Raw genomic sequence first — 22370 nt, forward strand, 5'->3', positions numbered from 1 at the left:
GCGTACGACCATCCCGGCGGCGGGCCACTCGGCGCCCAGGGACGCGCCACCCGCCACCGGACACAGGGGGCGGCCGGGGGTGCGGGCGCTTCAGCCCTGGGACCGGGGTCTTTCGGCCCCTGTGGTGCGGGGGCCGCGGGGCGGAGGGTGGCGGGTATGAGGGCGCGGGATTCGATCGTCGTCGTCGGCGTCGGCAACGACTTCCGGCAGGACGACGGGGTGGGCTGGGCCGTGGTGACCCGGCTGCGCGAGCGGGCCGGCGACGGTCCGACGGCCGGGCCGGTCCTCGCCACCTGCGACGGTGATCCGGGGCGGCTGATCGGACTGTGGGCGGGGGCCTCGCTCGCCGTGGTGGTGGACGCGGCGCACGCCCATCCGGGCCGTCCGGGCCGCGTGCACCGGCTGGAGCTGGCCGCGGGCGGCCCGGCCCGTCCGTCGTCGACCAGCTCGCACGGGCTCGGCCTGGGTGAGGCGGTGGAACTGGCCGGCGCACTGGACCTGTTGCCCGAGCGGCTGGTGGTGTACGCGGTGGAGGGCGCCCGGACGGACTTCGGGACCGGACTGAGCCCGGCGGTCGCCGCGGCCGTGGAACCGCTGGCCGAGGCCGTCGAGGACGAGATCGCCCGGTATCGCGCGGTGGCGCCCGGGAGGCCGGCATGAGCGTGCGGCACTTCGAGGTGTACGGGACCGTGCAGGGCGTCGGCTTCCGGCCGTTCGTGTACCGCACGGCGGCGGGCCTGGGCCTGGCCGGATGGGTCGCCAACATCAACGGGCACGTGGAGGGCGAGGTGGCCGGTGCCCCGGCAGCCATCGAGGAGTTCGCGAGCCGGCTGCGCGCCGACGCGCCGGCCCTGGCCCGGGTGCGCCGGGTGCGGCTGACCCCGGGCGCGGGGCAGCCGTCGTACGCGCGCGGGTTCCAGGTGCGGCGCAGCACGCCGGTGCCCGGGGACACGTCCGCGCGCGAGGTGCCGCCGGACGCGGCCCTGTGCGACAACTGTCTGCGGGAGCTGCGCGACCCGGCCGACCGGCGCTACCGCTACCCGTTCATCAACTGCACCGACTGCGGGCCGCGCGCCACGATCATCGAGGACCTGCCCTACGACCGGGTCCGCACCACCATGCGCCGCTTCCCGCTGTGCGCGCGCTGCGCGGCCGAGTACGCCGATCCGGGCGACCGGCGCTTCCACGCCGAGCCGGTGGCCTGCCCGGTGTGCGGCCCGACGCCGGCGTGGGAGGACCTGCGCGGCGAGCGGGCGCTGCGCGCCGCGGTGGCGGCCGTCGCGGCCGGCCGGATCGTCGCGGTGAAGGGCCTGGGCGGCTACCAGCTGGTGTGCGACGCGACCGACGAGCGGGCCGTGGCCGAGCTCAGGCGGCGCAAGGGGCGGCCGGCCAAGCCGTTCGCCGTGATGGTCGCGGACCTGCCGGCGGCCACCCGGCTCGCCCGGATCAGCACCTCGGAGAAGCGCGCGCTGACCGCGCCGGAGCGCCCGGTCGTCCTGCTGGCGCGCCGGCCGCACCGCGGCCGCGGACGCCCGCCGCTGGCGGCCGGGGTGCACCCGGGGCTGTCCCGGGCGGGTCTGTTCCTGCCCACCACCGGGCTGCACCAGCTGCTCCTGGACGAGCTGGCCCGGCCGCTGGTGGTGACCAGCGGCAACCTCTCCGACGAGCCGATCGCCGTCGACGACGAGGCCGCCCGGCGGGACCTGGCGGCCGTGGCGGACGGCTTCCTCACCCACGACCGGCCGATCCGCTCCCGCTACGACGACTCGGTGGTGCAGTTCGCCGGGCAGGTGCGGGTGACCGTCCGCCGGGCCCGCGGTCTGGCCCCGGCGCCGCTGCCGCTGGAGTCGCCGGTGCCGCTCGCCGCGGTCGGGGCCCAGCTGAAGCACACGTTCACGCTGGCCGCCGACGGCCGGGCCCATCTGGGCCCGCACACCGGCGACCTCTCCGACGTGGCGACGCACGAGGCGTTCCAGGCCTCGTACGACCATCTGCGCAGGCTCACCGGCATCGAGCCGGCCGTCGTCGCCCACGATCTGCACCCCGGCTACCTGTCGACGCAGTGGGCGCAGGAGCGGCCGCTGCGCCGCATCGCCGTGCAGCACCACCACGCGCACGTCGCGGCGTGCGCCGCCGAGCACGGGGTGCGCGGGTCGTTCCTCGGAGTGGCGTACGACGGGCTGGGGCTCGGCGACGACGGCACACTGTGGGGCGGGGAGATCCTGGTCGCCGATCTGGCCGGGTACCGCCGTGCGGGCCGCTTCGCGACCGCGCCGCTGCCCGGCGGCGAGGCGGCCGTGCGCCATCCGGCCCGCACGGCCCTCGGCCAGGTGCTGGGCGGCGAGCCGCTGGGCTCCCCGCCTCCCGGGCCGTGGCTGCTGCGGCCCTTCCTGGACGGCCTGGACCCGGCCGAGTTCCGTGCCGTGCGGACGATGGTGGAGCGGGACGTCAACTGCCCGCGCGCCTCCAGCGCGGGACGGCTCTTCGACACGGTGGCCGCGCTGCTCGGCCTCGCCGGCGGGCGGATGTCGTACGAGGGGGAGGCGGCCGTGCGGCTGGAGGCGGCGGCCGGCGAGGAGCGGGCCGTGCCGCTGGAGCACCGGCTGGCGCGGGTGGCCGGGCTGTGGGTGTACGACCCCCGGCCGACCCTCGTCGACCTGCTGCGCAGGCGGCGGCGCGGCGAGCCGGCCGGGTCGCTGGCGGCTGCCTTCCACCAGACCCTGGCGGTGGTGACCGGCGAGCTGGTCGGCCGGGTGGTGGCCGAGGGCGGGCCGCGGACGGTGTGCCTGGGCGGGGGCTGCTTCGTCAACCGCCGGCTGCTGACCGACGTACGGCGGCGGCTGCACGCGCAGGGGCTGCGGGTGCTGGTCGGGGGGCAGGTACCGGTGGGGGACGGCGGAATCAGCTTCGGGCAGGCCGCGGTCGCCGCGGCGCGGTTGGCGCGGTCGGCACGGGAAGGATGAGGGCGATGTGTCTGGGTGTTCCGGGCCGGATCGTCGAGGTCCACGAGGAGGCGGGGCTGCGGATGGCGACCGTCGACTTCGGGGGCATCCGGCGCGAGGCCTGTCTGAGCTGCACGCCCGAGGCGGGCGTGGGCGCCTATGTGATCGTGCACGTCGGTTTCGCCATCAGCCGGGTCGACGAGGCGGAGGCCGAGCGGACGCTGGCGGTGCTGCGGGCCATGGCGGGCGCGGTCGAGGGCGAGCTGGGCGAACCGCTGCCGTAGGGCCGGCGGCATGGCCCGGCCCGGCGTCACCACCGCCTCCGTGCCTTCCCCGCTCCCGGCTCGGCGTCGGTAGCGGCGTCGCGTCGGCGTGGGCACCGGTCGTGCCGGCGGCGCGCGGCCCCGGCACGGCCCGGCAGGCACCGGTCGGCCCCCCGGCCAGGGCCGGTCAGCCCCTGCCGCGGACCGGGTGCCCGGGACGAACCTGACGGTGGAGGCACCCGTAGTTTCCCGGGACCTGGGAGGAGCGTCATTCATGGACGTCGCCCGAGACGAACTGGTCATCGATCGCGCGGGACTGGACGCGCTGGTCAGGGTCCTGGTGGGGCGGGGGCGGACGGTGATCGGGCCCACCGTGCGGGACGGGGCCGTGGTACTGGCGGAGCTGACCTCGGCGGAGCAACTGCCGTACGGCTGGGGGGTGGAGCTGGAGGCCGGCCGCTACCGGCTGGTGCGGCGGGCCGACGGGGCAGCGTTCGCGCACAGCGCGGGACCGCAGTCCTGGAAGACCTTCCTGCACCCGGCCCGGGAGCGGCTGTGGAGCGCCGACCGGACGGCCGACGGATCCGTCGAGTTCCGGGCCGAGGAGCCCGAGGCGCCGTCGTACGCGTTCCTCGGGGTGCGGCCCTGCGATCTGCGGGCCATCGCGATCCAGGACCGGGTGCTGACCGGGGGCCGGTACGAGGACACCGGCTACGGCGCGCGGCGGCGCGGAGCGTTCCTGATCGCCGCGGAGTGCACCGAGCCGGGCGCGACCTGCTTCTGTGTGTCGATGGGCGGCGGGCCGGCCGCCGACGCCGGTTTCGACCTGGCGCTGACCGAGACGGTGGACGAGGAGGGCCACCGGTTCCTGGTGCGGGTGGGCAGCGCCGACGGCGCGGAGCTGATGGCCCACGTGCCGCACGAGCGGGCCGGCGCCGGTACGCGCGAGAGCGCGCGAGCGGCGGTGGACGGGGCCCGGGAGCGGATGGGGCGGTCGATGCCCCCGGTCGACCTGCGGGAGCTGATGGGCGCGAGCCTTGACGCGGACCGCTGGGACGACGTCGCCGCCCGCTGTCTGACCTGCGGGAACTGCACGATGGTGTGCCCGACGTGCTTCTGCGTGACCACGGAGGAGGTCACCGACCTCACCGGTGACCACACCGAGCGCTGGCAGCAATGGGACTCCTGCTTCGACCTCGACTTCTCCTATCTGCACGAGGGCCCGGTGCGTTCCTCCGGCCGTGCCCGCTACCGGCAGTGGCTCACCCACAAGCTGTCCACCTGGTACGACCAGTTCGGCTCGTCGGGCTGTGTGGGCTGCGGACGCTGCATCACCTGGTGCCCGGCCGGCATCGACATCACCGAGGAGGCCGACGCCCTGCACACCGAGCTCGCGGCGAGGACGGAGGGCGGGCGATGACTCCCCGGAGCACGCTGCGGCTGGCGAACGCGCTGCCGCCGGACCACCGCGAGGTGCTGCTGCGCATGGCCCGCGAGGTCGAACTGGCCCCGGGCACACGCCTGTTCGACGAGGGCGGCGCGGCGGACCGGTTCTGGGTGCTGCGCGAGGGGACGGTGGCGCTGGACATGCACGTACCGGGCCATCCGACACCCGTGGTGGAGACCCTCGGCGAGGGTGACCTGGTGGGCTGGTCGTGGCTGTACGAGCCGTATGTGTGGCACCTGGGCGCGCAGGCGGTCAACCGGGTGTCCGCGTGGGAGTTCGACGCGGTCGCCGTGCGCGGGATGTGCGCCGACGACGCCGCGTTCGGTCGGGCCGTCGGTCACTGGGTCGGCCGGGTGCTGTCGCACCGGCTGAACGCGGCCCGGGCCCGGCTGGTGGACCTGTACGGGGCGCATGTGACGGGGGGCCCGCGATGACCGCCGTGCCCGTCCCCCACCGCGTGGCCGACCGGGTGCGGGAGACCGCGGAGACGGTCACGCTGCGGCTGGAGCCGTTCGCGGAGCCGCTGGCCGAGTTCGCGCCGGGGCAGTTCGCGATGGTGCACTGCTTCGGGCGGGGCGAGATCCCGCTGTCGGTGAGTTCCGTGCAGGCCACGGGCGGCCTCGCCCACACGGTGCGGGCGGTGGGCGCGGTCTCCGAGGGCCTGTGCGCGGCTCGCGTCGGCGACGTCGTGGGGCTGCGCGGCCCGTACGGCACCAGCTGGGGCCTTGAGCGGGCCCGCGGCCGGGACGTGCTGGTGGTGGCCGGCGGCATCGGGCTGGCCCCGCTGCGGCCGCTGATCCTGCGCGCCCTGGCCGAGCCGGGTGCGTACGGACGGGTCAGCGTGGTCGTGGGGGCCCGCACCCCCGCCGACCTGGTCTTCGCGGCGGAGCCGGCCGGCTGGCCGACGGCGTACACCGGGGTGACGGTCGACTGGCCCACCCCGCACTGGCGCGGCGACGTCGGCGTGGTCACGCAGCTGCTGGGCCGCGCCCCGTTCGACCCGGCCCGCACGGTCGCGTTCGTCTGCGGGCCGGAGCCGATGATCCGGGCCACCGCCCGTGAGCTGTCCCGGCTGGGTGTCCCCGCGGAGGGGATCAGGGTGTCGCTGGAGCGCAACATGCGCTGTGCGACCGGGCACTGCGGGCACTGTCAGCTCGGTGGGCTGCTGGTGTGCCGGGACGGGCCGGTCGTCGGCTGGGACCGGGCCGAACCGCTCCTGTCGGTGAGGGAGTTGTGAGATGAACACGCCCAAGCTGGCCGTGTACAAGCTGGCCTCCTGCGACGGCTGCCAGCTCACCCTGCTGGACTGCGAGGACGAACTGCTCGCGCTGGCCGGACGGGTCGACATCGCGCACTTCCTGGAGGCGTCCAGCGCGGTGACGGGCGGGCCGTACGACCTGGCGCTCGTGGAGGGCTCGGTCACCACGGAGCGGGACGCGGAGCGGGTCCGGGAGATCCGGGCCGCCGCCCGCCGCCTGGTGACGATCGGTGCCTGCGCCACGGCCGGCGGCATCCAGGCGCTGCGGAACTTCGCCGACGTCGAGGAGTACCGGCGGGTGGTGTACGCGCACCCGGAGTACATCTCCTCGCTGGCGACCTCCACGCCCGTGTCGGACCATGTGCAGGTCGACTTCGAGCTGCGCGGCTGCCCGATCGACAAGCGGCAGCTGCTGGAGGTGATCACCGCGTTCCTGGTCGGCCGCAAGCCCGACGTGCCGAACCACAGTGTGTGCTTCGAGTGCAAGCGGCGCGGCGCGGTCTGTGTCATGGTCGCCGAGGGCAAGCCCTGCCTCGGGCCGGTGACGCACGCCGGGTGCGGGGCGCTGTGTCCGGCCTACGGGCGCGGCTGCTACGGCTGCTTCGGCCCGTCCGGGTCGGTGAACCTGCCGGCGCTGATCCCGGTGCTGCGCTCGGACGGCCTCGACGACGCCGCCGTGGAACGCCTCCTGACAACCTTCAACGCCGCCGCCTTCGCGAAGGAGCAGGACCGATGACACACCGCGGATCACGGGTACTGCACGTCGGGGCGCTGACCCGGGTGGAGGGCGAGGGCGCGCTGCGGCTGGACGTGTGCGACGGTACGGTCACCGGGGCCCGCCTGGACATCTACGAACCGCCGCGGTTCTTCGAGGCGTTCCTGCGCGGCCGCTCCTACACCGAACCGCCGGACATCACGGCGCGGGTGTGCGGCATCTGCCCGGTGGCGTACCAGATGAGCGCGTGCGCGGCCGTCGAGGACGCGTGCGGGGTGGAGGTCCCCGAGCCGGTCCGGGCGCTGCGCCGGCTGCTGTACTGCGGCGAGTGGATCGAGAGCCACGCGCTGCACATCCACCTGCTGCACGCCCCGGACTTCCTGGGCCGGCCGAGCGCCATCGACCTGGCGCGCACCCACCGGGCGGAGGTGGAACGGGGGCTGCGCCTGAAGAAGGCGGGCAACGGGCTGATGGAACTGCTGGGCGGGCGGGCCGTGCACCCGGTCAACGTGCGGCTGGGCGGTTTCCACCGGGCCCCGGCCCCGGACGAGCTGCGCCCGTGGGCCGAGGAGCTGCGGCGGGCGCTGGACGACGCCTGGGGCACGGTGCGCTGGGTGGCCGGGTTCGACTTCCCGGACGCGGACACCGGCGCCGACCTGCTGGCGCTGGCCGCGCCGGACACGTACGCCATCGAGGGCGGCACGCCGACCGCGCTGCGGGCCGACGGCGAGCGCTTCTCCTTCCCGGTGCGCGACTTCACCGAGCGGATCACCGAGACACAGGTGCCGCACTCGACGGCGCTGCACTCGCGCCTGGACGGCCGGCCTCATCTGACCGGGCCGCTCGCCCGGTACTCCGTCAACGGGCGGCAGCTGACGCCGGTGGCCCGCCAGGCGGCCCTGGAGGCCGGGCTGGGCGACCCCCACGCGGGGACCGGCTGCCGCAACCCGTTCCGGTCCATCCTGGTCCGGGCGGTGGAGGCGGTGTACGCGGTGGAGGAGGCGTTGCGCATCGTCGAGGGCTACGAGCCCCCGGAGCGCCCGTACGTCGAGGTGCCGCCGGTCGCGGGCACCGGGCACGGGGCGACGGAGGCGCCGCGCGGGACGCTGTACCACCGCTACCGGCTGGACGCGGCGGGGCTGGTGGCCGACGCTCTGCTGGTCCCGCCGACCGCGCAGAACCAGGGCGCGATCGAGGCCGACCTGCTGCGCCTGGCGCAGCGGGCGCTGGACGCGCGCGCCGACGGTGAACCGACCGACGCGGAGCTGACGGATCTGTGCGAGCGGGCGATCCGCAACCACGATCCGTGCATCTCCTGTTCCACCCATTTCCTCGACCTGACGGTCGTCCGTACCTCAGCGCACCCCTCGGGAGGTAGCGATGCCTGAATCCCCGTACCGAGTGAGCGACGTGATGACGCACACCGTCGTCGCCGTCGGCCGTGACGCCCCCTTCAAGGAGATCGTCGAGCTGTTCGACCAGTGGAAGGTCAGCGCCCTGCCGGTGCTGGAGGGCGAGGGCCGGGTCGTCGGCGTGGTGTCAGAGGCGGACCTGCTGCCCAAGGAGGAGTTCCGGGCCACCGACGACGGCCTCGTCCTGGACGCGCAGCAGCTGATGGAGCGCGCCAAGGCCGGCGGGACCACGGCAGGCGACCTGATGAGCAGCCCCGCGGTGACCGTCCACGCGGACGCCACGCTCGGCGAGGCCGCCCGGATCATGGCGCGCCGGCACGTCAAGCGGCTGCCCGTGGTGGACCGGGTGGGTCTGCTGGAGGGCGTGGTCAGCCGCGGTGACCTGCTGAAGGTGTTCCTGCGCTCCGACGAGGAGATCGCCGAGGAGGTCCGGCACGACGTGCTGACCCGGATGCCGCTGACCACCGCGCTGACGGTGTCCGTGGCGGACGGCGTGGTCACCGTGCACGGTGTCCTGCCGGACCGCGCCCTGGTCCCGGTGGTGGCGCGGGCGGTGCGCGCCGTGGAGGGTGTCGTGGACATCCGGCTGGATCTGACCCACCGATGAAGTACCTCGACGAGTACCGCGACCCGGTGCTCGCCCGGCGCCTGCTGGACGAGTTGCGGGGAGCCGCGACGCGCCCGTGGCGGATCATGGAGGTGTGCGGCGGTCAGACCCACACCCTGGTCCGCCAGGGCATCGACGAGCTGCTGCCCGCCGGGATGCGGATGATCCACGGTCCGGGCTGCCCGGTCTGTGTGACCCCCCTGGAGACCCTGGACCGTGCGATGGCCGTCGCGGCCCGCCCGGAGGTGATCCTGACCAGTTTCGGCGACATGCTGCGGGTGCCCGGCACGGACACCGACCTGCTGTCGCTGCGGGCGCGCGGCGCGGACGTGCGCGTGGTGTACGCGCCGATGGACGCGGTGCGGCTGGCGGCGCGGCACCCGGAGCGCGAGGTGGTGTTCCTGGCGGTCGGCTTCGAGACGACGGCGCCGGCCAACGCCACGGCGGTGCTGCACGCGGCCCGGCTGGGGCTGACGAACTTCTCGCTGCTGGTCAGCCATGTGCTGGTGCCGCCCGCGATGACGGCACTGCTTCAGGACCCGGACTGCGAGGTGCAGGCGTTCCTGGCGGCCGGGCACGTGTGCGCGGTGATGGGGTGGCGGGAGTACGAGCCGATCGCCGCCCGGTACCGGGTGCCGATCGTGGTGACGGGGTTCGAGCCGCTGGACCTGCTGGAGGGGATCCTCCTGGCGGTCCGGCAGCTGGAGGCGGGCCGGCACGAGGTGGAGAACCAGTACGTGCGGGCCGTGCGCCGCTCGGGCAACACCGCGGCGCAGGACGCGGTCCGGGAGGTGTTCCGGGTGACCGACCGGGCCTGGCGGGGCATCGGTCCGCTGCCCGGCAGCGGGCTGGAGCTCACCGAGGGGTACGAGCGCTTCGACGCGGCCCGGCGGTTCGACGTGGGCGGGCTGCGGCCGGTGGAGGACGCCCAGTGCATCGCGGGGGCGGTCCTCACCGGGGCGAAGCTGCCCACGGACTGCCCGGCGTACGGGGTGCGCTGCACGCCGCGGCATCCGCTCGGTGCGCCGATGGTGTCGTCGGAGGGCACCTGTGCCGCCTTCTACGCGGCGGGGCGTACCGCCGCCCGCGATCAGGTGAGGAGTCCGGCATGACCTTCGACTGTCCCCTCCCCCGTCATGACGACGAGGTGGTGCTGCTGGGCCACGGTGCCGGCGGGCGGCTGACCGCCGAGTTGCTGGACCGGCTGATCCTGCCCGCCGTGGCCGAGGACACCGGCCCGCTGGAGGACGCGGCGCTGCTGCCCGGGCATCCGGACCTGGTGATCAGCACCGACGGTTTCGTGGTCAGCCCGCTGTTCTTCCCCGGCGGGGACATCGGGTCGCTGGCGGTGCACGGCACGGTGAACGACCTGGCGATGCGGGGGGCGTGGCCGCTAGCGCTGTCCGTGGCGCTGATCGTGGAGGAGGGGCTGCCGCTGGCCGAACTGCGCGCGGTCATGGCGTCCCTGGGCAAGGCGGCGCAGGACGCCGGGGTGCCGGTGGTCACCGGGGACACCAAGGTGGTGGGCCGGGGGGCGGCGGACCGGCTGTTCGTCACCACGACGGGCGTCGGCCGGCGGCACGAGACGCTGCGCCCGTCCGCGGCGCTGGCCCGGCCGGGTGACACGGTGCTGCTGTCGGGGCCGGTCGGGCTGCACGGCACCACCGTGCTGTCCACCCGGGAGGGGCTGGGCTTCGAGACCGGCATCGCCTCGGACACCCGGCCGCTGCACCGGCTGGTCAGGGCGCTGGCGCCGGTCGGGGAGGCGGTGCACGTGCTGCGCGATCCGACCCGGGGCGGGCTGGCCGCCGCGCTGAACGAGATCGCCCGGGACTCGCGGGTGGCGGTGGAGATCGAGGAGGCCGCGGTGCCCGTGCCGGAGGCGGTGGCCTCGGCCTGCGATCTGCTGGGCCTGGACCCGCTCGTGGTCGCCAACGAGGGGTGTCTGGTCGCGTTCGTCTCACCGGAGCGGGCCGAGGAGGCGCTGGCCGCGCTGCGGTCGCTGCCGGAGGGGGCCGGGGCCGTGCGGATCGGGGAGGTGCCGGCCGGGGGCGCGCCGGGGCGGGTGACGCTGCGGACGCTGGTCGGGGCGCGGCGCATCGTGGACATGCCGCTGGGCGAGCAGTTGCCCCGGATCTGCTGACGTCGCCCCGCCCGTCCCGCGGTCACGGCTTCTCCGGGGCTGCCGGCACGGGCTCCCGCGGGCTCCGGCCCCGGCTGCCTGCGCCGGGCACCGGACGGGGTCCGGCCGCCCCGGGACGGGTGACACGGGCTCCCGCGGTCACCGGTCCGCGGGGCCCGTAGACGTGGGACTGCCGCATGCCCTTCCGGTCTCCGCCCCCGCCCCGCAGGTGCCGGCGCGGGGCCGTGTGCGGGCGGGGGCGGGAGGAAAAGCCGGCCGGGGACTCAGCCGGGGCGGCCGGGATCGCGTTGGGCGGCACGGTGGCGGACGGTGTGGGCGTGGGTGAGGGCGATGACGAGGAAGACGGCCAGGACGGCCGCCGGGGCGCCGGCCGTCGCCGGCCAGGACCCCGGGGTGCCGGGGCGGGCGGTCGCCAGGAGCGCCGCGGCCGTGGCCGTGAGCAGCCCGGTGACGACGAGGACGGCCACTGTGCGGCGGGAGCGGGTGGGGTCCGCCGGGAGCGGCCCGCCCCCCAGGCGGTCCCACCCGCGTGCCGCCTCCCGCAGCTCGCGGCGCCGCTGGACGACGGCCCGGGCCCGCAGGGCCACCGCGGTGGCGGCCCCGGCGGCGGCCCAGGTGCCGTGGATCCACCAGGCGTCGACCAGCAGCAGGAGCACGGCCAGGGCGCCGGTCGCGCCCCATCCGGTGACACAGGAGGCGGCGGCCGTACGGCGGGAGACCGGACGGTCGGCTCCGGCGCGCAGGTCGGCCAGCGCCGGCACGTACCAGACACAGCCGGAGGCGGTCAGCGTCGTGGCTCCCAGGGCGAGGACGGCGTGTGCCACGACTAGCTCACCGCCGCTTCGAGTTCGGCCCGGCGCGCCGCCTCGAACTCGGCGATCTCCGGGTGGTGCAGGTCGAACGCCGGGGACTCGCTGCGGATGCGGGGCAGCCGGGCGAAGTTGTGGCGCGGGGGCGGGCAGGAGGTCGCCCACTCCAGGGAACGGCCGTAGCCCCACGGGTCGTCGACGCCGACGGGCTCGCCGTACCGGGCGGTCTTCCAGACGTTGTAGAAGAACGGCAGCAGCGACAGGCCGAGGACGAACGAGCCGATGGTGGACAGGGTGTTGAGGACGGTGAAGCCGTCCGCCGCGAGATAGTCCGCGTACCGGCGCGGCATGCCCTCCACGCCCAGCCAGTGCTGGATCAGGAAGGTGAGGTGGAAACCGGCCGTCAGCGTCCAGAAGGTGACCTTGCCGAGCCGCTCGTCGAGCATCTTGCCGGTCATCTTCGGCCACCAGAAGTGGAATCCGGCGAACATCGCGTAGACCACCGTGCCGAACAGCGTGTAGTGGAAGTGCGCGACGACGAAGTAGGTGTCGGAGACGTGGAAGTCCATCGGCGGGGAGGCCAGGATGACGCCGGTCAGGCCGCCGAAGGTGAAGGTGACCAGGAAGCCGGTCGCCCACAGCATCGGTGTCTCGAAGGACAGCGAGCCCTTCCACATCGTGCCGATCCAGTTGAAGAACTTCACGCCGGTCGGCACGGCTATCAGGAACGTCATGAAGGAGAAGAACGGCAGGAGCACACCGCCGGTGACGTACATGTGGTGCGCCCACACGGTCACCGACAGGCCGGCGATGGCGATGGTGGCGCCGATCAGGCCCACGTAGCCGAACATCGGCTTGCGGGAGAAGACCGGGATCACCTCGGAGACTATGCCGAAGAACGGCAGGGCGAGGATGTACACCTCGGGATGGCCGAAGAACCAGAACAGGTGCTGCCACAGCAGGGCCCCGCCGTTGGCCGGGTCGAAGACGTGGGAGCCGAACCTGCGGTCGCACTCCAGGGCGAACAGCGCGGCGGCCAGCACCGGGAAGACCAGCAGGACCAGGACACCGGTCAGCAGCACGTTCCAGGTGAAGATCGGCATGCGGAACATGGTCATGCCGGGGGCGCGCATGCAGATGATGGTGGTGATGAAGTTGACCGCGCCGAGGATCGAGCCGAACCCGGACAGCGCCACACCCATGATCCACATGTCGGCGCCGACGCCCGGCGAGTGCACGGCGTCGGACAGCGGCGCGTACAGGAACCAGCCGAAGTCGGCCGCGCCGTCCGGGGTGAGGAAGCCGCCCGCGGCGATCAGGGAACCGAACAGGAACAGCCAGTAGGCCAGCATGTTCAGCCGGGGGAAGGCCACGTCGGGGGCGCCGATCTGCAGCGGCATGATCCAGTTGGCGAAGCCGGTGAACAGCGGCATCGCGAAGAGCAGCAGCATGATCGAGCCGTGCATGGTGAACGCCTGGTTGAACTGCTCGTTGGACACGATCTGCAGTCCGGGCCGGGCGAGTTCGGCGCGCATCAGCAGCGCCAGCAGGCCTCCGACGATGAAGAACACGAACGCGGAGACCAGGTACATCGTCCCGATCTTCTTGTGGTCCGTGGTCGTCAGCCAGTCCGTCCAGGGCGGTCGGGCCGCCGCCCTCGCCGCCGTCTGCGGGCTCCCGGTCACCGGCGGCGTGGGTGCCGTGGGTCCCGCGTGTTGTGTCTGTACCTCGTCCACCGGACGGTGTCCCTCCCGATCATGTCGTACCCGGCCCTTCCGGCCGCCGCCTCATGATCGTGGCTGGGTGCCCCCCTGCCGGTAGGGCCGTGGGACCCGTGAACAGGGCCCAAGGGCCCTGTTCGGCCCGGCGGTCGGCGGACGGCGGGGGCGGTCCGCGGACCGGCCGGCGGGCATGCGGACGGACGGCTCGGGCGGAGGAGAAGACGGACTCCGCCCGAGCCGTCGGTGGTGCCCGGGACCGTGGGCCGGCCCCCGCGGGGGCCGGCCGGCGGGGTCACCGGGTGGCGTGCTGCCGCGCCGGTGCCGTGGTGGCGCGGCGCCGGTAGACGATGTACGGCCGGACCAGGTAGCCGACCGGCACGCTCCACACGTGGACCAGGCGGGTGAACGGCCAGGCCGCGAAGAGCAGGCAGGCGGTGAGGGCGTGCAGCTGGAACAGCAGCGGCGCGCCCGTGATGGCCTCCGGCTCGGGCTGGAGGGTGAACACGCCGCGGAACCAGACGGAGACGGTCTCGCGGTAGTCGTAGCCGCCGCCGAAGACGTTGTGCGCGGCGGTGGCGGTGATGCCGAGCAGCACGGTGGCCGAGAGCAGCGGGAAGAGGACCTTGTCGCTGCGGTCGGTGGTGATGCGGATCCGGCGGGTCAGCAGCCGGCGGGCGCACAGCATCCCGAGGCCCAGGACCATGGCGACGCCGGCCACCGAGCCGGCGACGACGGCCGTGGTGTGGTACGCGTGTTCGGAGATCCCGGCGGCCTCGGTCCAGGAGGCGGGGACGGCCAGGCCGACCACGTGTCCGGCGATCACCATGAACGCGCCGAGGTGGAACAGCGGACTGCCCCAGCGCAGCCAGCGGTGTTCGAGGAGCTGGCTGGTGTGCGAGGTCCAGCCGAACTGGTCCTGCCGGTAGCGCCAGACGTGGCCGACGGCGAACACGGCGAGGCAGACGTAGGGGAAGGCGACCCACAGCAGCAGGTCGGTGCCTGAGACGTTCATCGGTGTTCTTCCACGGTGGTCGGCGGGGCGGGGGCGGGCGGGACGAAGGCGCCGGGCGGGGCGAACAGGTCTCCGGCGTACGGGTCGAGGCCGACGTCCTCGTTCGGCGGGCCCTGTGCGGCGAGTTCGGCGACCGCCCTCCGGTCCTCCTCGGTGGGCGGCGGCAGCAGGGCCAGCAGGGCGGCCAGGACGTGCCGGTAGGGCGAGCCGGCGTCGGTGAGCGCCCGGTGCACCAGCTGGATGCCGCGCCGGTGCTGGCGCAGCGGCGCCTCGCCGGCGCCCGGCCCGCACAGCGCGGCGAACTCCAGCACCACCGGCAGGTGATCGGGCAGTTCGCCGCCGCCGACGTCCCAGCCGGCCGCCCGGTAGCGCTGGGCGAGGGCGAGCAGGGCCATGCCGCGACGGCGGGTGTCGCCGTGCAGGTAGTAGGTGAGGTAGAGGCTGCTCCTGCGGCGCAGGTCGAACGTCTCGACGTAGTGCCGGGTCAGCGCGTCGGGATCCTCGCCGGTGAACCACTCGGCGAACGCGGCGAGTTCGGCGCCGGCCGGGGAGTCGGGCAGGGCGGCGACGGTGGCGGCCACGGCGGGACGGGCGGCGGCGAGCTCGTCGTCGGGGTACTGGAGCGTCAGCGACATCAGCCGCAGCAGCAGGGCGCGGTGCTCGCCCTGGGCGGGGTCCGCCGCGGCCTCGGGGCGGTGGCGGCGGACGGCGGCGCGCACCCGGGTGCGGACGATGCCCGGGACGGTGGCCGGCAGGGGGCTCATGCGGTGTCTCCCGTCGTGGAGCGGCGCAGGGTGGGGATGCCGAGCATCACGCGGCGTTCCGCGGGCTCGCCGGAGGACTCCACCGGGCAGCGGTTCTCCATCGCGGTGAGCGCGGCGGCGTCCTCCTTGTGGGCGGCGGGGACGACGTAGCGGTCCTCGTACTTGGCGACGGCGAGCAGCCGGTGCAGGTCCTCGGCCTCGCGGGCGGTGAGCCCGACGGCCTTCAGGGCGGCCTCGTCGCCGCTCTCGCCGAGGATGCGTTCGCGCATGAAGGAGCGCAGCGCGGTGAGCTTCATCAGCACCCCGGCGACGACGTCGGTGTCGCCGGCGGTGAAGAGGCTCGCCAGGTACTCCAGCGGGATGCGCAGCCGGGTGACGGCGGCGAAGACGTGGTCGGGGTCGTCCTGGTCGCCGCCTGCGGCGTCGACCGCGTCCAGCACGGGGGAGAGCGGCGGCACGTACCAGACCATGGGCAGGGTGCGGTACTCCGGGTGCAGCGGCAGGGCCACCCTGTAGCGGGAGACCAGGTCGTACACCGGGGAGCGGCGGGCGGCGGCCAGCCAGTCCTCGGGGATGCCGGACTCGCGGGCCGCGGCGGCCACCTCGGGGTCGTGCGGGTCGAGGAAGACGTCGCGCTGGGCGTCCAGCAGGTCCTTCTCGTCCGGGGTGGCGGCGGCCTCGCCGACGCGGTCGGCGTCGTAGAGGAGCAGGCCGAGGTAGCGCAGCCGGCCCACGCAGGTCTCGGAGCAGACGGTGGGCTGGCCGGCCTCGATGCGGGGGAAGCAGAAGGTGCACTTCTCGGCCTTGCCGGTGGCGTGGTTGACGTACACCTTCTTGTACGGGCACGCCGTGACGCACATGCGCCAGCCGCGGCACCTGTCCTGGTCGACCAGGACGATGCCGTCCTCGACCCGCTTGTACATCGCGCCGGACGGGCAGGCGGACACGCAGGCCGGGTTCAGGCAGTGCTCGCACAGCCGGGGCAGGTGGAAGAGGAAGGTCTGCTCGAACTCGAACCTGACCTTCTCGGCCCACTCCCCCGTCAGGTTGGGGTCGGCGCCGGCGTGTTCGGGGGCGCCGCCGAGGCCGTCCTCCCAGTTGGCGCCCCAGGTGATGTCGGTGGGCCGGCCGGTGAGGACGGAGCGCGGGCGGGCGACCGGCATGTCGTCGCCGGCGGGGGCGCTGACGAGGTTGTCGTAGTCGTAGGTGACCGGCTCGTAGTAGTCCTCGATGGCGGGCAGGTCGGGGTTGGAGAACAGCGACAGCAGGCGCCTGACGCGGCCGCCGGAGCGCAGGACCAGCCGGCCCCGCCTGTCCAGCATCCAGCCGCCCTTCCAGTGCTCCTGGTCCTCGTAGCGGCGGGGGTAGCCGACGCCGGGCTTGGTCTCGACGTTGTTGAACCAGGCGTACTCCACGCCGGGCCGGTTGGACCACGTCTGCTTGCAGGTGACCGAGCAGGTGTGGCACCCGATGCACTTGTCGAGGTTCATCACCATCGCGATCTGGGCCATCACGCGTCCGATGGGGGCTTTGCCACGGGGCATGTCAGTACTCCACGTCCTGCGAGCGACGGCGGATGACCGTGACCTCGTCGCGCTGGTTTCCGGTCGGGCCGTAGTAGTTGAAGGCGTAGGTGAACTGCGCGTAGCCGCCCGCGAGGTGGGTGGGCTTGAGCAGCAGCCGGGTGAGCGAGTTGTGGATGCCGCCGCGCTTGCCGGTGACCTCGGTCTTCGGCACGTTCACGTTGCGGTCCTGGGCGTGGTACATGTACACGGTTCCCTCGGGCATGCGGTGGGTGACCACTGCCCGGCAGGCGACGACGCCGTTGCGGTTGTACGCCTCGATCCAGTCGTTGTCCCCGACGCCGATCTTCTCGGCGTCCTCCCGGGACATCCAGATGACCGGGCCGCCCCGGGACAGGGCGAGCATGTGCGCGTTGTCCTGGTAGTTGGAGTGGATGGACCACTTCGAGTGCGGGGTCAGGTAGCGGACCGTGACCTCGGCGCGGCCGTCCTCGCGCAAGTGCTCGTCGCCGTAGTGGCGGGGCGTGTTCAGCGGCGGCCGGTAGACGGGGAGCTGCTCGCCGAGTTCGGTCATCCAGTCGTGCTGGACGAAGAAGTGCTGGCGGCCGGTGAGGGTGTGCCAGGGCTTGAAGTGCTCGGTGTTGATGACGAACGGCGAGTAGCGGCGGCCGCCGGTCTCCGAGCCGGACCACTCGTAGGAGGTGATCACGGAGCGGGGCTGGGTGCGGGTGTCGGCGAAGGTGATCCGCTCGGCCTCGCGTTCGGCGGCCAGCTCCACCAGGCCCTCGCTGCCGGTCTGCCGCTCCAGTTCGCGGAAGCCCTCGGTGGCCAGGCGGCCGTTGGTGGTGCCGGACAGGGCGAGGATGGCCTCGCACATGTCGGAGGCGGTGGCCAGGGAGGGCCGCCCGGCGGCGATGCCGTCGCGCACGGTGCCGCACCGGCGCCGCAGGTCGTCGAGTTCCTTGCCGGGGTGGACGGTGACGCCCTTGGTGGTGGTGCCGAGGGTGTCCAGCAGCGGGCCGACGGCGCGCATCTTCTGCGCGGTGGCGGCGTAGTCCCGTTCGACGACGACCAGCTTGGGCATGGTGCGCCCCGGGACCGGCTCGCACTCCCCGGTCTTCCAGTCCCGTACGACGCCGCCCGGCTGGGCGAGTTCGTCGGGGGTGTCGTGCAGCAGCGGCACGGGAAGCACGTCGGTGCGCCTGCCCAGGTGCTCGCCGGCCAGCTCGCTGAACCGGTCGGCGATGGTGAGGAAGGCGTCGTAGTCGGTGCGGGCCTGCCAGGGCGGGGTGATGGCCGGGGTGAAGGCGTGCACGAAGGGGTGCATGTCCGTGCTGGACAGGTCGTCCTTCTCGTACCAGGTCGCGGCCGGCAGGACCACGTCGGACAGCAGTCCGGTGGAGGTCATCCGGAAGTCCATGGTGACCAGCAGGTCGAGTTTGCCCTCGGGGGCCTCCTCGCGCCACACCACGTCCTTGGGCCGGTCCTCGGGCGGGGTCTCGGCGGAGCGGACGGCGGCGTCGGCGCCGAGCAGGTGGCGCAGGAAGTACTCGTTGCCCTTGCCGGAGGAGCCGAGCAGGTTGGCCCGCCACACGGTGAGCACGCGCGGGAAGTTGGCGGGGTCGTCGGGGTCCTCGGCGGCGAACCGGAGCCGACCGGACTTCAGCTCGTCGACGATGTGGTCGGCGACCGGGCGGCCCGCCGCCTTCGCCTCGTCCGTCAGGTCGAGCGGGTTGCGGTTGAAGCCGGGGTGGCCCGGCGTCCAGCCCAGCCGGACGGCCTGGGCCAGGCAGTCCGCGAAGCCCTTGCCCGCGAACCGGCCCTCGCCCAGCGGGGAGGCCAGTTCCTCGGGCCCGAACGCCTCGTAGCGCCACTGGTCGGAGTTCAGGTACCAGTAGGAGGTGCCCGCCATGTGCCGGGTGGGCCGCTGCCAGTCGAAGGCGAAGGCGAGGTGCTGCAGGCCGGTGACCGGGCGGACCTTCTCCTGGCCGACGTAGTGGGCCCAGCCGCCGCCGTTGACGCCCTGGCAGCCGGTCATGGTGAGCAGGGCCAGGAAGGCGCGGTAGATGGTGTCGGAGTGGAACCAGTGGTTGGTGCCGGCACCGAGAGCGATCATGGAGCGGCCCCGGGTGCGCTCCGCGTTGCGGGCGAACTCGCGGGCGATACGGGCCGCCTGCTCGGCGGGGACGGAGGTGATGGTCTCCTGCCAGGCCGGGGTGTTCGGCTGCTCCGCGTCGTCGTAGGAGGTGGGCCAGGTGCCGGGCAGGCCCGGCCGTCCGACGCCGTACTGGGCGAGCATCAGGTCGAAGACGGTGGTGACCTTGCGTCCGCCGATCGTGCGCACGGGCACGCCGCGGACCATGGTGCTACCGCCCTCGGTGGTGCCCTCGTCGAAGCGGGGCAGCACCACGGGCGCGCACTCCTCGGCCCGCTCCAGCAGGCTCAGCTCGGGCACCACGTCGCCGAGGTCGAGGTTCCAGCGGCCCTGGTCCTCCTTGGCCCAGCGGTGGCCGAGGGAGCCGTTGGGGACGACGGGTTCGCCGGTGGCGCCGTCCACGAGGACGGTCTTGGAGTCGGCGTTCTCCTGGGTCGCCTCGTCGCCGCCGAGGTCGGCGGCGGTGAGGAAGCCGTCCGGGACCAGGCCGTCGGCGTGCTCGCGCAGGGTGACCAGGAAGGGGGCGTCGGTGAACTTGCCCAGGTAGTCCCGGAAGTAGGGCACCTCGCGGTCGACGAGGAACTCGCGCAGGATCACGTGGCCCATGGCCATGGCGAGGGCACCGTCCGTGCCGGGGTGCGGGCTGAGCCACTCGTCGGCGTGCTTGACGTTGTCGGCGTAGTCGGGGCTGACCGCGACGACCTTGGTGCCGTTGTAGCGGGTCTCGGTGAGGAAGTGGGCGTCGGGGGTGCGGGTGACGGGGATGTTGGATCCCCACATGATCAGGTAGCCGGTGTTCCACCAGTCGGCCGCCTCGGGCACGTCCGTCTGGTCGCCGAACACCTGCGGGGAGGCGACGGGCAGGTCGGCGTACCAGTCGTAGAAGGACAGCAGGGTGCCGCCGATCAGCGACATGAAGCGGGCGCCGGCCGCGAAGGAGGCCATCGACATCGCGGGGATCGGGGAGAAGCCGGCGACGCGGTCGGGGCCGTACCGCTTGACGGTGTGGACGTGGGCGGCGGCGATCAGCTCGCTGACCTCGTCCCAGTCGGCGCGGACCAGGCCGCCCTTGCCGCGGGCCCGCTTGTAGGCGCGGGCCTTGGCCGGGTCGCCGGTGATCTCGGCCCAGGCGGCCACCGGGTCGCCGAGGCGGCGGCGGGCCTCGCGCCACAGCTTGAGCAGGGCGCCGCGCACGTACGGGTAGCGGACCCGGCTGGGCGAGTAGGTGTACCAGGAGAAGGAGGCGCCTCGCGGGCAGCCGCGCGGCTCGTACTCCGGGCAGTCGGTGCCGATCGACGGGTAGTCGGTGGCCTGGTGCTCCCAGGTGATGATCCCGTCCTTGACGTACACCATCCACGAGCAGGACCCGGTGCAGTTCACGCCGTGCGTGGAGCGCACGACCTTGTCGTGGGCCCAGCGGTCCCGGTAGAAGCCCTCCCACGCGGGGTCGCCCTGCCCGTACACCGCCCGGCCGTCGGCGGACACCTCACGGCGCGTCAGCAGGCGGCGCGCGGCCAGCGGCCAGCCCTCGGCTGCGCGCCGGTCGTCGGGGCGGCGCGCGGTCTCGTCGTTCTCCATGGGGCGAACGTAGAGGGCGCGGGGCGCGCGGAACCTGGGTCGACCGGTCCCCGGCGGACGACTTACCGGCCCGGGCCCGCACCACCGGGGCAGGGACCCTTGGTCCCGGTGGTGGGGCCGGTCGGCCGGGGAGGGGGGCGCTTCGGGCGGGGCAGGCTGACGGTGACCGCGGGCGACGGCGCGTCACGACCGCGCCGGGCCTCGGCCCCGGCCTCCGCTCCCCCGCCCCGGCCTCCACTCCCCCGTCCCCGTCCCCGCCTCCACTCCCCGTCCCGGGCGCAGCCGCCGCGGCGCGCCCTCGCCGCCCGTGCGGTCACCGTCCGTGCGGTCACCGTCCGTGCGGTCACCGTCCGTGCGGTCACCGTCCGGCCGCCCGCCGTGCGGTCACGCCCGGACGGCCGGACGTCCGGACCGGGAGCCCGTGCCGTCGCGGATCGTCCGATGCCGCGTCCCCCGCCGGACGGAGAGTGAACCGGCCCGGCGCAAGGGTGCGGGTGCGGGTCCCGCCGGGCGCGGGGCACGCTGCCGGGGACGCCGCCCGGACGGTGGCCTGCCCGGGCACGGGCCGGGGCGCGGCGGGGTCCTGCCGAAGCCGCCACCGCCCCCACAGCCGCCGCCCCGGTGGACGGATGCGGGCGCAGGGCGCAGGCGACGGCCGGCCCCGCCGAGGCCCCGTACGCGCGGTACGGGGCCTCGCAGCGGGGCGGGTACGGGCCGGGGCGGTCACGCGGCCTCGGGCGGGGCCGTGAGTTCGGCGGCGACCCGCGACGCCCACGCCTCGATGGCCGCGTCGTCACGGAAGTCCCCGCCCTTGCCGTTGCGCAGCAGCATCCGGGCCATCCGCCCCTTGGCGCCCTCCTGGAGGGAGCCGCCGAAGGTGACGTGCCCGCGGGCGTCCAGACGGTCCATGGTCCGGCGCACGCCGGGCACGGGCGGGATCTCCCGCTCGCCGGCGGACGCGTCGAGGGGGCCGCTGCTGAACAGCCACAGCGGGCGCTCCTCCAGCTCGCGGCGGTGCCGGTGCACGAAGCGGCGGGCGTCGCGGTGCCAGTGCCCCGCGTAGAGGGCGCCGCCGACGACGACGGCGTCGTACGGCGTGACGTCCTTGACGCGGCCGCCCGGTGCCGCCTCCGCCGGGCAGCCGTGCCTGCTCAGGGTCTCGGCGACGGTCCGCGCTATGCGCGCGGTGGAACCGCTCTTGGAGCCGTAGGCGACCAGTACGTGTGGTGGGTCCGACGGGTTCACGGTCATGGTGGTCCGCCTCCTCGCTGGGTCAGAGCCGGCGCAGCCATTCGTCGGCCACGCCGTGCACGGTCTGTCCCGCCGGCTGGATCCGGGCGTCGTCGAGCCGGTGGGTCAGCTTGTCGACGACCGCGACGACCCCGTCGATCCGGCGGGCCATGGACACCGCGATCTCGGTCTCGCTCTTGCGTTCCAGTTCGCCGCTGAGCGTGACCACGCCGTCCGTCACCGAGACGTCGATGGCGCGCGGCGTCAGCCACAGGGCCCGGACCAGCACCTCGTCGATCACCTCGGCGCGGATCTCGCCGTCGGGCCGCAGGAACACGGTGAGCAGGTCTCGGCGGGTGACGATGCCGACGAGCCGGTCGTCCTCGTCGAGGACGGGCAGCCGCTCCACACCGTGGGCGGCCATGGTCCGGGCGGCCGCGACGAGGGTGTCGTCGGCGTGCACGGTGATCGCGGGCGCGGTCATCAGCTGCCCGGCGGTGCGGGCGCGCGCCTTGGCGGCCCGCCGGCGGGCGGCGGGGGTGAGGTCGGCGAGACGCGGACGCCGGTGTGCCTGGTAGGGGTCGGGCATCCCGGCCTGGTGCACCATCAGGTCGGTCTCGGAGACCACGCCGACGACCCGTTCGTCGTCGTCGACCACGGGCAGTCCGCTGATGTCGTGCTCACCGAGCAGCCGGGCGACCTCCTTGAACGGGGTGCCGTACGTGGCGCGGACGACGTCCGTGGTCATCACGGAGCCGACCTTGTTGTGCTTCATGGGGTTCCTCCTCGGC

At 74.3% G+C, this 22370-nt stretch carries 19 protein-coding genes; 11 read left to right on the forward strand and 8 right to left on the reverse strand.

The annotated features are described in order from the left end of the window. The first annotated feature begins 156 nt into the window (after positions 1-156). The 11 genes from AC3ET3_RS08805 to hypE all read left to right on the forward strand — a co-directional run bounded on the left by AC3ET3_RS08805 (position 157) and on the right by hypE (position 10787). Positions 157-660: a hydrogenase maturation protease gene (locus AC3ET3_RS08805; RefSeq protein WP_435611933.1), complete on the forward strand. Its 504-nt coding sequence runs from the start codon at positions 157-159 to the stop codon at positions 658-660. Then, a complete protein-coding gene (gene hypF, locus AC3ET3_RS08810) occupies positions 657-2963 on the forward strand; it encodes a carbamoyltransferase HypF (RefSeq protein WP_432138442.1) in 2307 nt (768 codons plus the stop codon). The genes AC3ET3_RS08805 and hypF overlap by 4 nt, the downstream gene beginning before the upstream one ends. A gap of 5 nt (positions 2964-2968) precedes the next feature. Further along, positions 2969-3226 (forward strand): HypC/HybG/HupF family hydrogenase formation chaperone, encoded by a 258-nt coding sequence (locus tag AC3ET3_RS08815; protein WP_432138441.1) that lies wholly within the window; start codon positions 2969-2971, stop codon positions 3224-3226. A 253-nt stretch (positions 3227-3479) separates the two neighbouring features. Continuing rightward, a complete protein-coding gene (locus AC3ET3_RS08820; protein ID WP_432157722.1) occupies positions 3480-4625 on the forward strand; it encodes a 4Fe-4S dicluster domain-containing protein in 1146 nt (381 codons plus the stop codon). After that, the gene (locus tag AC3ET3_RS08825; RefSeq protein ID WP_432138439.1) at positions 4622-5086 is read left to right on the forward strand and encodes a Crp/Fnr family transcriptional regulator; all 465 of its coding nucleotides are present in this window, start codon (positions 4622-4624) and stop codon (positions 5084-5086) included. Before AC3ET3_RS08820 ends, AC3ET3_RS08825 begins: the two co-directional genes overlap by 4 nt. After that, on the forward strand, positions 5083-5889 hold the full coding sequence (locus tag AC3ET3_RS08830) for an FAD/NAD(P)-binding protein (protein ID WP_432138438.1): 807 nt from the start codon (positions 5083-5085) through the stop codon (positions 5887-5889). Before AC3ET3_RS08825 ends, AC3ET3_RS08830 begins: the two co-directional genes overlap by 4 nt. Position 5890: 1 nt before the next feature. Then, positions 5891-6646: an NADH-quinone oxidoreductase subunit B family protein gene (locus tag AC3ET3_RS08835; RefSeq protein ID WP_432138437.1), complete on the forward strand. Its 756-nt coding sequence runs from the start codon at positions 5891-5893 to the stop codon at positions 6644-6646. Beyond that, complete coding sequence (locus tag AC3ET3_RS08840) at positions 6643-8013, forward strand: Ni/Fe hydrogenase subunit alpha (protein ID WP_432138436.1); 1371 nt, start codon at positions 6643-6645, stop codon at positions 8011-8013. Before AC3ET3_RS08835 ends, AC3ET3_RS08840 begins: the two co-directional genes overlap by 4 nt. Continuing rightward, on the forward strand, positions 8006-8644 hold the full coding sequence (locus tag AC3ET3_RS08845) for a CBS domain-containing protein (RefSeq protein WP_432138435.1): 639 nt from the start codon (positions 8006-8008) through the stop codon (positions 8642-8644). Before AC3ET3_RS08840 ends, AC3ET3_RS08845 begins: the two co-directional genes overlap by 8 nt. After that, positions 8641-9756: a hydrogenase formation protein HypD gene (hypD, locus tag AC3ET3_RS08850; protein WP_432138434.1), complete on the forward strand. Its 1116-nt coding sequence runs from the start codon at positions 8641-8643 to the stop codon at positions 9754-9756. The genes AC3ET3_RS08845 and hypD overlap by 4 nt, the downstream gene beginning before the upstream one ends. Continuing rightward, positions 9753-10787 carry a hydrogenase expression/formation protein HypE gene (gene hypE, locus AC3ET3_RS08855; protein WP_435611934.1) on the forward strand — a complete coding sequence of 345 codons (1035 nt, stop codon included), beginning with the start codon at positions 9753-9755 and terminating at the stop codon, positions 10785-10787. Before hypD ends, hypE begins: the two co-directional genes overlap by 4 nt. Before the next feature lie 263 nt (positions 10788-11050). Here the strand turns inward: hypE and AC3ET3_RS08860 are convergent, their stop codons facing one another. The 8 genes from AC3ET3_RS08860 to AC3ET3_RS08895 form a co-directional block, all read right to left on the reverse strand. Further along, entirely contained in the window at positions 11051-11611 is a 561-nt protein-coding gene (locus AC3ET3_RS08860) for a hypothetical protein (RefSeq protein ID WP_432138432.1), read from the reverse strand. A gap of 2 nt (positions 11612-11613) precedes the next feature. Continuing rightward, positions 11614-13281, reverse strand: a complete 1668-nt coding sequence (gene ctaD, locus AC3ET3_RS08865) for an aa3-type cytochrome oxidase subunit I (RefSeq protein WP_432138431.1) — start codon at positions 13279-13281, stop codon at positions 11614-11616. Between the two features lie 328 nt (positions 13282-13609). Further along, positions 13610-14329, reverse strand: coding sequence for a respiratory nitrate reductase subunit gamma (gene narI, locus AC3ET3_RS08870; RefSeq protein ID WP_432138430.1), 720 nt, complete (start codon positions 14327-14329; stop codon positions 13610-13612). Next, positions 14326-15093, reverse strand: a complete 768-nt coding sequence (gene narJ, locus AC3ET3_RS08875) for a nitrate reductase molybdenum cofactor assembly chaperone (RefSeq protein WP_432138429.1) — start codon at positions 15091-15093, stop codon at positions 14326-14328. The genes narI and narJ overlap by 4 nt, the downstream gene beginning before the upstream one ends. After that, complete coding sequence (gene narH, locus AC3ET3_RS08880) at positions 15090-16637, reverse strand: nitrate reductase subunit beta (RefSeq protein ID WP_432138428.1); 1548 nt, start codon at positions 16635-16637, stop codon at positions 15090-15092. The genes narJ and narH overlap by 4 nt, the downstream gene beginning before the upstream one ends. Before the next feature lies 1 nt (position 16638). Next, a complete protein-coding gene (locus AC3ET3_RS08885) occupies positions 16639-20349 on the reverse strand; it encodes a nitrate reductase subunit alpha (protein ID WP_435611935.1) in 3711 nt (1236 codons plus the stop codon). 723 nt (positions 20350-21072) lie between these two features. Further along, positions 21073-21600 carry a flavodoxin domain-containing protein gene (locus tag AC3ET3_RS08890; protein WP_432138426.1) on the reverse strand — a complete coding sequence of 176 codons (528 nt, stop codon included), beginning with the start codon at positions 21598-21600 and terminating at the stop codon, positions 21073-21075. Positions 21601-21622: 22 nt separating this feature from the next. Then, complete coding sequence (locus AC3ET3_RS08895; RefSeq protein WP_432138425.1) at positions 21623-22354, reverse strand: CBS domain-containing protein; 732 nt, start codon at positions 22352-22354, stop codon at positions 21623-21625. Between the last annotated feature and the right edge of the window lie 16 nt (positions 22355-22370).

The sequence above is a fragment of the Streptomyces sp. bgisy159 genome, assembly GCF_057707805.1.